General features: G+C 47.0%; 12 protein-coding genes. 2 read left to right on the plus strand and 10 right to left on the minus strand.

Going from position 1 to position 10,200, the window contains the following annotated elements; all coding sequences use genetic code 11:
• Positions 1 to 215, plus strand: a 215-nt coding sequence (locus tag A1D16_RS16525) for a 2-phosphosulfolactate phosphatase (RefSeq protein WP_290711514.1), incomplete at its 5' end; no start/stop codon positions are given.
• Here the strand turns inward: A1D16_RS16525 and A1D16_RS16530 are convergent.
• On the minus strand, positions 199 to 765 hold the full coding sequence (locus tag A1D16_RS16530; RefSeq protein WP_290711516.1) for a GNAT family N-acetyltransferase: 567 nt from the start codon (positions 763 to 765) through the stop codon (positions 199 to 201). The genes A1D16_RS16525 and A1D16_RS16530 overlap by 17 nt on opposite strands.
• Positions 766 to 852: 87 nt before the next feature.
• On the opposite strand from A1D16_RS16530, the gene feoB reads away from it, so the two are divergent.
• Complete coding sequence (gene feoB, locus A1D16_RS16535) at positions 853 to 2,964, plus strand: ferrous iron transport protein B (RefSeq protein ID WP_290711518.1); 2,112 nt, start codon at positions 853 to 855, stop codon at positions 2,962 to 2,964.
• Here feoB and A1D16_RS16540 read toward each other — a convergent pair whose 3' ends face one another.
• From A1D16_RS16540 to A1D16_RS16580, 9 genes are all read right to left on the minus strand, one after another.
• A complete protein-coding gene (locus A1D16_RS16540) occupies positions 2,965 to 3,570 on the minus strand; it encodes a thioredoxin family protein (protein WP_290711520.1) in 606 nt (201 codons plus the stop codon). It abuts the gene before it with no gap.
• Positions 3,571 to 3,583: 13 nt separating this feature from the next.
• Positions 3,584 to 3,988, minus strand: a complete 405-nt coding sequence (locus A1D16_RS16545; protein ID WP_290711522.1) for an arsenate reductase ArsC — start codon at positions 3,986 to 3,988, stop codon at positions 3,584 to 3,586.
• Between the two features lie 4 nt (positions 3,989 to 3,992).
• A complete protein-coding gene (gene arsN2, locus A1D16_RS16550; RefSeq protein ID WP_290711524.1) occupies positions 3,993 to 4,427 on the minus strand; it encodes an arsenic resistance N-acetyltransferase ArsN2 in 435 nt (144 codons plus the stop codon).
• Between the two features lie 26 nt (positions 4,428 to 4,453).
• Positions 4,454 to 5,299 (minus strand): arsenite methyltransferase, encoded by an 846-nt coding sequence (locus A1D16_RS16555; protein ID WP_290711526.1) that lies wholly within the window; start codon positions 5,297 to 5,299, stop codon positions 4,454 to 4,456.
• 44 nt (positions 5,300 to 5,343) lie between these two features.
• The gene (locus tag A1D16_RS16560) at positions 5,344 to 5,685 is read right to left on the minus strand and encodes a metalloregulator ArsR/SmtB family transcription factor (RefSeq protein WP_290711528.1); all 342 of its coding nucleotides are present in this window, start codon (positions 5,683 to 5,685) and stop codon (positions 5,344 to 5,346) included.
• 123 nt (positions 5,686 to 5,808) lie between these two features.
• Complete coding sequence (locus A1D16_RS16565; RefSeq protein ID WP_290711530.1) at positions 5,809 to 8,082, minus strand: helix-turn-helix domain-containing protein; 2,274 nt, start codon at positions 8,080 to 8,082, stop codon at positions 5,809 to 5,811.
• Between the two features lie 24 nt (positions 8,083 to 8,106).
• On the minus strand, positions 8,107 to 8,451 hold the full coding sequence (gene ssb, locus A1D16_RS16570; RefSeq protein ID WP_290711532.1) for a single-stranded DNA-binding protein: 345 nt from the start codon (positions 8,449 to 8,451) through the stop codon (positions 8,107 to 8,109).
• 562 nt (positions 8,452 to 9,013) lie between these two features.
• Positions 9,014 to 9,472, minus strand: coding sequence for a hypothetical protein (locus tag A1D16_RS16575; RefSeq protein ID WP_290711534.1), 459 nt, complete (start codon positions 9,470 to 9,472; stop codon positions 9,014 to 9,016).
• Between the two features lie 36 nt (positions 9,473 to 9,508).
• A partial coding sequence (locus A1D16_RS16580; protein ID WP_290711536.1) for an amidohydrolase family protein occupies positions 9,509 to 10,200 on the minus strand: 692 nt, incomplete at its 5' end.

Genomic DNA, 10,200 nt, shown 5'->3' on the forward strand with positions numbered 1-10,200 from the left:
ATATCAATTGCGACTCTTCCCAGATGGCTGCTTCTCTTTACGAAGAAGCCCGGCCCGATTTATACGAATTCATGAAAACGAAAAATGCCTCTCATTACCACCGGCTGAGCGGGTATGGCCTCGAAAAAGATATCCGCTACTGTCTTGAACCGGACGGAGCCAACGTATTACCCCTCTATGTCGATGGCAGGCTGGTAGTTAAAGCAGGGGTTTAGTAAGGATATAAGTTGTTAAACCGGCAGCAGAAACCGCGGAAACCGCCTGCTGAAACCCTGATTTTTCATAAAATCCCAGGCTTTTTTCATTTTCTGTGCTCAGCCAGATTGCTTCCAGCCCCGCTTCCCGGGCCTGTTCAGCGCAGCTGTCGAGCAACCATTTTCCATAACCCCTTCCTCGTACGCTGAAATCAACCGCCAGCAACCAGATATAAGCAAAATTCCTTGCCCTGGCCTGGATCAGGTGTTCGGGTGTTTGTTCATGCAAATGAAAACGGTCCCACGCTTCCAATACATAGGCCGGCTGGCCCGTCATCTTAAAAGCATCAACCTGCGGAGGAAAAGCCTGGCCAGGTATCCACGCCAATACGCCCGCATTGCCCGGAGCCAGTATAATTTCTCCTTCGGCCAAACAAAGATCCAGGGCTGCATTAAAATACGCTTCCATCCCCCTTTGCCGCTGCGCCTCCGTTCCGCGGAAACTATACTGAAAAAGCGGATCTTCATTAAAGTTGCTGGTTAGCAACAACGTACACTGGAGCAGATTCATAAAGCAAATATCTGAGAGTCTTCCCGAATTCGTAAGCAGATTGCTGCCCGGAATGGTATTTTTGCACACTTAACAGATCTGAACGGCATGATTCAAATAGGATTAGTAGGCAACCCCAATAGCGGAAAAAGTTCACTTTTTAATGCATTAACCGGGTTGAATCAAAAGGTGGGAAATTTTCCAGGGGTAACCGTTGATAAAAAAACCGGTAGCTGCGACCTGGGAGAACAATTAAAAGCCTCTCTCATTGATCTTCCCGGAACCTACAGCCTTTATCCGAAACGTGGCGACGAATGGGTTACATACCAGGTATTGATGGGCCAGGATAAAGACGTTCAGCTCGATATGCTGGTGCTCTTAGCCGATGCCAGTAACCTGAAACGTAACCTCCTGTTTGTTTCCCAGATCATAGACCTGAAAATCCCGGTAATTGTAGCCCTGACCATGATGGACCTTGCCCGCAGCAAGGGTATCGAAATTGACCTGGAGGGATTAGAACGGGAACTGGGTGTTCCGGTAGTAGCCGTTAATCCCCGCAAATCAAAGGGCATTCCGCAATTGAAAAAAATTATGACGGCAACTGCCCGGGGCCAGTATAAAGCGCCTGCTTTTGACTTTATTCCGAATCAGGAACTGGCAACAGATGCGGTAACCGCTATGAAGCAGCTGCAACCAGCGCTGAGCGATTATAAAGCCATTCATTACCTGATCAACCATGAAAACTTTGACCTGCCCGCCAGTTTGCAGCACCAGATCGAAACAACCGAAAAAGCAGCCGGCTTTAACCCCACCAAAACCCAGGCGGAAGAAATTTTGCAGCGGTATGCCCGCATTAAAACCATAATGGGACAAACCGTGGCGGAACCCGATCCGCTGCACAAAAGTATCCTTACCGATAAGCTGGATGCTATCCTGCTGCACCGGGTATGGGGCTACCTGATACTGCTGGCGGTACTTTACCTGCTTTTTCAAAGTGTATTCCTGATTGCACAATATCCCATGGACGCTATTGAATCGGGTTTTGGCGCCCTCGGCGCCTGGCTGGCCGATATACTGCCCGCCGCCTGGTGGAGCGACCTGCTTATTAATGGTTTTGTAGCCGGACTGGGGGGTATCGTAATTTTTGTGCCCCAGATTATGATCCTGTTTGGACTGATCACTATACTGGAAGATTCCGGTTATATGGCCCGCATCAGCTTTTTAACGGATAAGCTCATGCGAAAAGTAGGGTTGAACGGAAAATCCGTAATGCCAATGATCAGTGCATTTGCCTGCGCCGTTCCGGCTATCATGAGCGCCCGTAATATTGAAAATACGAAGGAGCGCCTCCTGACCATCCTGGTAACTCCGCTGATGAGTTGCAGCGCGCGTTTACCCGTTTATACGATCCTGATAGCATTGGTTATTCCACAGAAAATGATTGGCGGACTGGTAAGCCTGCAGGGGTTGGTAATGATGGGGCTCTACCTGTTGGGTATATTTATGGCCATGGCTATTTCCTGGATCGCCAAATGGTTTATAAAAAATAAGGACAAGAGTTTTTTTATACTGGAATTGCCGATGTACCGTGCACCCCGCTGGAAAAATATTGGCACCACTATGCTGCAGAAAGCACAGATTTTTGTGGTGGATGCCGGTAAAGTAATCATGGTCATCAGCCTATTGCTTTGGGCATTGAGCAGTTATGGTCCGGGCGACCGTATGGAAAAAATTGAAACGGAATATGCCGCGCTTAAATCGGCCCAACCCGAGGCTGCAGAAGAACTGGAAAAAGCGGAAGCCTCTGCCCGCTTAGCAAATTCTTATGCTGGAATACTGGGAAAAACCATAGAACCGGTTATTGAGCCATTGGGATATGATTGGAAAATAGGAATTGCCCTTATCACTTCCTTTGCCGCCCGCGAAGTATTTGTGGGTACTATGGCAACGCTGTACAGTGTAGGAGAATCGGATGATGAAAGCGGCCTGCTGCTCCGGGAAAAAATGCAGCTTGAAAAAAAATCCGATGGCAGTCCTGTTTACAGTTTAGCCACCGGATTATCCCTCATGGTATTTTACCTGCTGGCCATGCAATGTATGAGCACCCTGGCAATAGTAAAGCGCGAAACCCGCTCCTGGAAATGGCCGATGATACAGCTGGCTTACATGACAGCGCTGGCTTATTGCACCAGTTGGCTGGTATATGTGCTGGCCTCTTAATCAGTTCAGTTCCCGAAGCACCTGCATAAACTCTTCCGCAGTTTCAACACCTTTGTTCTTGGCATACCAGGCATGCAATTGGTTGTAGAGTTCTTCCTTGGGTAATTCCTGGTTTGTTTTTAAAGAATCCAGTAAGGCCTGCGCACTACTGGGCCTTGGTCCCCATGTTCCTATGACCGTCAGCGCTTCTCCATCAAGCACAATAATTTTTGGAATAGACCGGGTTCCGTTCGTGAGGAACTGATCGATGATTTCCGGATTTTCGTCCCGTAAAATCAGTTTATGCTGAATCATGGGGTTAACGGCTGCCAGTTTCTCAATAATGGGAACTACCTGGGCCGCATCGCCGCACCAGCCTTCCGTAATGGTGAGCCAGATCATGGGCTGTTCAATTTTTAACAGCTCCTGTTCCAGTTTTTCCGGAACCTGCCATGTTTTATCCCACCGGTTCATCCGCTGAATATTTAAGCGGGCATAATCAACCAGCCATTCGTCCTGGTTAGGACCGGTTGTTTTCCCTTGGGCAATCAACTCATCAAGCGTTTTCCTGTACACTGCATAACTAACAGCATTTTCAATTAAGACATCATTCAATTGATTCATCATTTTTTGTTTTCATTTAAGCTATGGCAAGCTTCGTTAGCAGGGCTTTCACCTGATCGCGGATATAATCCCGCACTTCATTGAACTGGGCCGGTTCCATATATTTGGGATCAGGGATCTGCCAGTCTACAAATTCTTTGGCAGGCATCCAGGGGCAGGCATCTCCGCAACCCATTGTTACCACTACATCAAAAGGCCCAAATTGTTCAACCTCGGTAAGCGATTTGGACGCATGTTTAGCCAGGTCGTATCCCAGCTCTTTCATGGCAGCAATTGCTTTGGGATTAACAAGGCCGCTTGGTTTACTGCCCGCACTATAGGCTTCTACCTGGTTGCCGCCCAGTATATTCGCAAAAGCCTGGCTCATCTGGCTTCGGTTGGCATTTTCCACACATACAAAAAGCAGTTTCTTTTTTTCCATGGTTCTATTGTTGGGTAATTGGTTTTCGCATAATCACAGAACTGGCCGGGCAAAGCCCATTCATTTCTCCAGACATTGCTACCGCATCCGGCACTGCTGAACGGGGGATGGGTGTAAATCCTTTTTTGCGGAAATAGTTCTCGGCCGTATTGGTAATAAGAAACAGCGTGGTCAGCTCCAGTTCCCGGGCTCTTGTTTCCAGCATTTCTACAAGCCGGGAAGCCAGGCCTTTGTTTCGTTGCGTCTTTATTACCAGCATTGAGCGAAGTAATCCAAAGGGAGGATAAAGATCCAGTCCGATCAGTCCAACCGCTTGCCCCGCGTCCACCGCTATCCAGAAATTTTCCAAATCGGGTCGCAGGTCTTCTGTTGGCAGATCTTCTGAACGAAGCAGTTCCACTACCAACGATACATCCGCAGGTGCTGCTTTTCGAATCATAGCGGTTGATTTCATCTTGCTTCCAATTAACAACAGCCAGCGCCGGGTTCACAACAAGCGGCTGGTTTTTCTGCATAAACGGTAATACTTTTAATGGCTACCCGGCCGGTTTTATAATCGGTTATTTCGGCTTCTGATAGGTAGTTGCGTAAAATTTCGTCTGGAAGTGTAATCAGTTTTTCTTTTTGAACCTGTATGTTTTTAAACCCGGTAGCGGATATGAGTCCCAGGTACTCAGCTTGCTGAATGGCACCACTTACACAGCCGGCATAGAGCTCAGCTATTTTTTTCCAGTGCTCCGGAATTTCTCCTTCCAATACAATATCGGAAATGGAAAAATGAGCGCCTGGTTTTAGTACCCGAAAAATTTCCTTAAACACGGCGGGTTTATTAGGAACAAGATTCAGTACGCAATTGCTTACAATAACATCGGCTACATTGGAGGTAACCGGCATTTGTTCAATATCTCCCTGCCTGAATTCTACATTATTGAAGCCCATTTTTTCTGCGTTGGCGCGGGCTTTTTCTATCATTTTTTCCGTAAAATCAATTCCAATTACTTTTCCTTTTTCTCCTACAATGGAGCGGGCTACGAAGCAATCATTCCCCGCACCGCTTCCAAGGTCTATAACGGTATTGCCTTCTTTGATCTGCGCAAAGGCGGTAGGTAGTCCGCAACCTAAACCAAGATCTGCTTCTTCCATATAACCCTGTTGTTGGGTATAATCGTCCGACATAATGGAATATACATCGGTACCGCAACAGGAGGCTGTTGCGCCGCAGCAGGAGCTGGCATTTTGTGCGGTAGATTGTTCGGCAATAACGCTGTATTTTTCCCGAACCAGTGCTTTTAATTCCTGATCGTTTTGCATTATTTGAGTTTTTATGATTAGAAAAGAAGGTTATTCAAAGCGTTTTACCGGCAACAGGGTTTACCGGCCTGTTGCTGTTGCAAGTCGCCAAAAAAGGTTTTAAAGGCTTCGGTGGCGTTGGTAAAAGCCTGCCAATTGATGCAGTAGCAGCTCTTTGGTCCGTCGATGGTTCCTGCAATCAACCCGGCTTCTTTGAGTTCTTTCAGGTGTTGGGATACGGTGCTTTGTGCCAGGGGCAATACTTCTACCAGGTCTCCGCAGATGCATTCATTTCTTTTGGCCAGTTCTTTCAGGATGGCAATTCTGGCGGGGTGGGCAAGGGCTTTTGCCCATTCGGCAAGGATTTGTTCATCCCGTGAAAAAGCGTCTTTTTTGTTGATTGCCATGACCGCAGGTTTTTATTTTGTATATCGCAAATATACGATTAAACTGATCTTTCTGATCCTTTTCGACAACTTTTCTTCGCAAATTTCCGCTGAAAACCCCGTAAAAAATGGATTATCAATCTTTTAGGAGGAATTGGCAGAAAGGTTCGGCTTCCCTTCCGAAGCAAGCAGGGCGGCTTTTATCTGGGTATAACTGATGGCTTCGCCGAGGTATTCTTTCAAGGGCCCCAGTAAAGGAGCGCCTAATTTTTCGACGGCAGCCAGCACCTCTGCCCGTACTTCTTCGGTTACCAATAAGCCGGCATCCAACTGCCCCAATTGTATTCCTTTTAGTAAATGCCCTTCAATCGTGGATGCGGCCAGGTTTCGCTCGCTTGCAATTTCCTGGATACTATACCCCTGCTTAAATAAATCAACCGATTCTTTCTGGGAGGCTCCGGGTTCTTTTTTAGGTTCTTTGGCACTGTTGGCCGCAACTGGTTTTTTCGGAATGGCTGGTGCGTTTGGTAAGGGCTCTTCCAGCCTATTTTTGCCCAGTGCCTGGATCAGCTCACTGATTTCAGGAGCCGGGCATTCCTCTTTCATTTTGCGGGCAATCGGCAGGGCCTGCTGCATTTTTTTCTGTCGAACCTGGATCGCTTGTATTAACTGGTTTAGTTCTCGCTGGTACCTGATTAGCCTTGGTTCTTTTTTCATGGCCTCTGCATGCGCTTCCACCAGCTCGGTTAATTCAAGGAATAACTTATCAAAATACTGAATGGCATCGCTGCTTCGCTGTAACAGATACGCCGCAGGGTTCTGCTGAGGCTCCATAAACTGAGCGCGGAAATGATTCTCTGTTTTCCGGGCAACCTGCTGTACTTGCTGTACCTTTTCCTGGAACAAGCGATAAGCTTCCAGCATTGCCCCTTTTGATACACTGGTTTTCTTCTCTATTTCCTGGAACCAATCGGCCGCCAGGGTATCTAATCCGTCTACATGGAAACATTGGATAAAATAGGCCCGGATATATTCGTTTTGCGCTGTTTCCAGGGCCTGTTCCAATACCGTTTCAGGCAATTCAGACCCCGTGAATGCAAGTATCCTGGGATCCGTCTGGATAGCAGCCAGGGGAATCCTGGTTTTTAATACCAGCCCTTCCAAACCTGTTAAACGGCTTAGCGCCACATAAACCTGCCCGGGTGCAAATGCTGCCCCTGCATCTACCACCGCTTTTTCAAACGTTAGTCCCTGGCTTTTATGGATGGTTATAGCCCATGCCAACCGGATAGGGTACTGGGAAAAAGTTCCCAGCTCTTCCTCTTCAATTTTATCCTTGGCCTTATCCAGTTTATACCGAATATTTTTCCAGGTCTCTTTTTCCAGCAATAAAGGCAGGTCTTCACCGGGAAATCCTACCTGGATCTGCTCTTCTTCCAATGCTTCGATTACCCCGATCTTGCCATTGTAATAACGCCGGAACTCTCCTTTGTCATTTTTGATAAACATAATCTGTGCGCCCACCCGTAACTCCAGTAACTCCTCTGCAGGATAGGCTTTTTCTCCAAAATCGCCTTCTATGCTGGCCTCGTAGCGGAACAGGGCACCAGGAAGGCGATTCAATTCCTGTTGGTTAATAGCATCAGCGCGACTATTATGTGTACTCAGCGTTATATACCGCTCTTCCTGAGCGGGTTGAAAATTTGGCTGAAACTGCGCATGCAGAGTATGCCAGCTGATCTGATCCAACTGATTGGTACGGACCTTATTCAGCAATTCTATAAACACCGGGTCTGTTTGCCGGTAAATTTTCTTTAATTCAATCACAAAAGGAACCGCTTCCTTCATCACCAGGGCATCAAAGAAAAACGGGCTGGCATACTGTTCTTTTAAAAAACTCCATTCCTTTTCCGAAACTACCGGTGGTAATTGCCATAGATCTCCAATAAATAGTACCTGCACGCCTCCAAACGCTGCCTGCGGTTGTTTACGTACATACCGCAGTACTGCGTCTACCGCATCCAGCAGATCCGCTCGTACCATGCTCACTTCATCAATTACCAGTAATTCCAGCTCCTGCAACAAATCGCGCTTGGGCTGTGAAAAACGAAGATTGCGGAGCATACTAGCCCTGTTGTTAAACAGCTGGTCGCCGGCATCCGGAATCGGCCCCGCCGGCATATAAGCACCCAGCGGAAGCTGAAAAAAAGTATGCATGGTAACCCCACCTGCATTAATAGCCGCTACGCCGGTTGGTGCTACTACTGCCATCTTTTTGCCGCATTGCTCCTGTATGGTTTTTAAAAAACTTGTTTTACCCGTGCCCGCTCTACCTGTTAAAAATACAGAGCGATGTGTGTGTAAAATAAATCGCAATGCCAGCTCCAATGGCCGGTTCCTGCTATCGTGCATTATCATCGCTGTAAAGCTACAGATTAGATCTTATGTTTTTCTGGCCTGGCGGATCAGCGTAAACTCCAGAACCGTAATCTCCGTTACAGCGCGTTGTATTGTATCCTTATCAATATACTTGCGGTAAGAAATTTTTCCTTCCACTGATACTTCTGCCCCTTTCTCCAATTCTGCCCCGGCCCGTTCCGCTAAGCCTGCCCAGAATACCAGGTTATGCCATTGCGTTTCCGTAACCCGTTCTCCCTGTCCATTCAGGTAATGATCGTTGGTTGCCAACTTCAAATGAACCAGTTTTTTTCCTGTAGTCGTTTCTTTGATTTCCGGATCAGCCCCCAGATGACCAATCAGAAATACCCGATTGTTCCTTTCACTCATAACTCGTTTTTTGCAGCGGTTGCCGACCGCCTGGTGAATGATTCTGTACTGCCTTGGTAAAACAGCCGCTTGTAAAATTGATGGGAAAAGAAAACCTAAAACGAAGTATAAGTGCTTAAAACAAAAGAATACCGTTATTAAACGGTTGCGTACAAAAAGCAAAGCGGGTATTTTGGAAAAAATTTACGCAATGCAGGTACCGGAAACAACCCGATACTGCCGCTGGTGCAACGAGGTATTACGCGGCAGATCCGACAAAAAATTCTGTGATATAAATTGTAGAAATTCCTTTCATAATCAATTGGGGCAGGCAGCCTTTCAACTGGTTAAAACCATCAATTTCGCCCTCAAAAAAAACAGGAATATACTGGCGGATCTATACCAACTCGCTGCCCATAATGCTGTTTTACCGAAAGAAGTACTAACGTACAGGGGTTTCCAGTTTCAGTATCATACCGAAGTGTTGGGCTTGAATAAACCCGAACCGGTTTTCCTTTGTTACGATTATGGCTACCAGTTATTGCCGAATGAACAGGTCCGGATTTCACCTGCTTCTAAAGATTCATTTAGTTCTTGGTATTCTGCCGGCGGAGCGGGGTGGGGGATCGGGATTTAAAACTGCTTTTAACTCATGGATTTTCATTTTATCGGCCGATTTTACCTGCACCGGTATCTGGGATAAGGCTTTCTTTTTTTCCATTTCCTTGTGCAACTCGTATTTGGTATCCGCCGGTCCCAGTATGATAACCGATTCCGCTTTCGCCAACTTGCCTACTACTTCCTTTAAATAGTTTTTACGTTGCTGCTGTAATTTATTCTGCGCATGTTTTTCCTGGTTCAGGGTTGCACCAAATAAGCGGTTTTTATTGGAGCCCTCTCCATCAAACCGAACCCTTGTATCAATCTCCGACCGAAAGGTTTCCGTACTTAATTTCCCCGCATCATCCTTACAGGCAATCACTGCTTTTTGCAAATCAATCCAGATGGCATATTGCAGGCAATTCGTATTTTTCTTTTTCATACCCCTTCTTTTGCAGAAGAAGAAGGTACGATTTTTTTATAGACGATAAAAGCGAACCGCATTCCCGCCCCAGAAATCAGCCTGCTCATCGCTGCTAAGCGCTTGTACAAATCCGCCTGCCAGCTCAACCACTTGTTTATAGGAACCCGCTACCAGGCATACCGGCCAGTCGCTGCCAAATAACAGTCGTTTGGCGCCAAATGCTTCCCAGGTTATTTCCAGGTAAGGAGCTATCTGTTCCGCTGTCCAATGCTTCCAGTCGGCCTCCGTTATAATACCGGAAACTTTACAGGACAGGTTGTGCAATTTGCCCATTTCCTGCATATGCTTTTGCCAGCCTTCTATTTTACCTGCCTTTATATAGGGCTTTGCGATATGATCCAGTACAAAGGGCTGATCGGGGCAGGCTTTTACTAATTCAATAGCCGCTTCCAACTGGTCTGGCTTCACCAGTATATCGTAGGTAAACCCCTGTTTACCCAACTCTTTGATTCCCTTTATTATCTCTTTCCTGGCCAGGTAATCCGGCGGCTCGGCCTGCGCAATATGCCGGAAGCCTTTAAGCTGAGGCAAATTTTTCAGCTCCTGTAACTGCTCTGCTAAATCTTCGGCCACCAGGTCTACCCAGCCAACAACACCCTTAATAAACGGATCGTGGCGGGCGGCTTCAGTAAACCGATAATTTTCTTCCCTGTCCTGGTTCACCTGCACCAGTACCGTACCATCTA

It is taken from the genome of Flavihumibacter sp. CACIAM 22H1, from assembly GCF_001601815.1.
Lineage (GTDB): Bacteria > Bacteroidota > Bacteroidia > Chitinophagales > Chitinophagaceae > Flavihumibacter.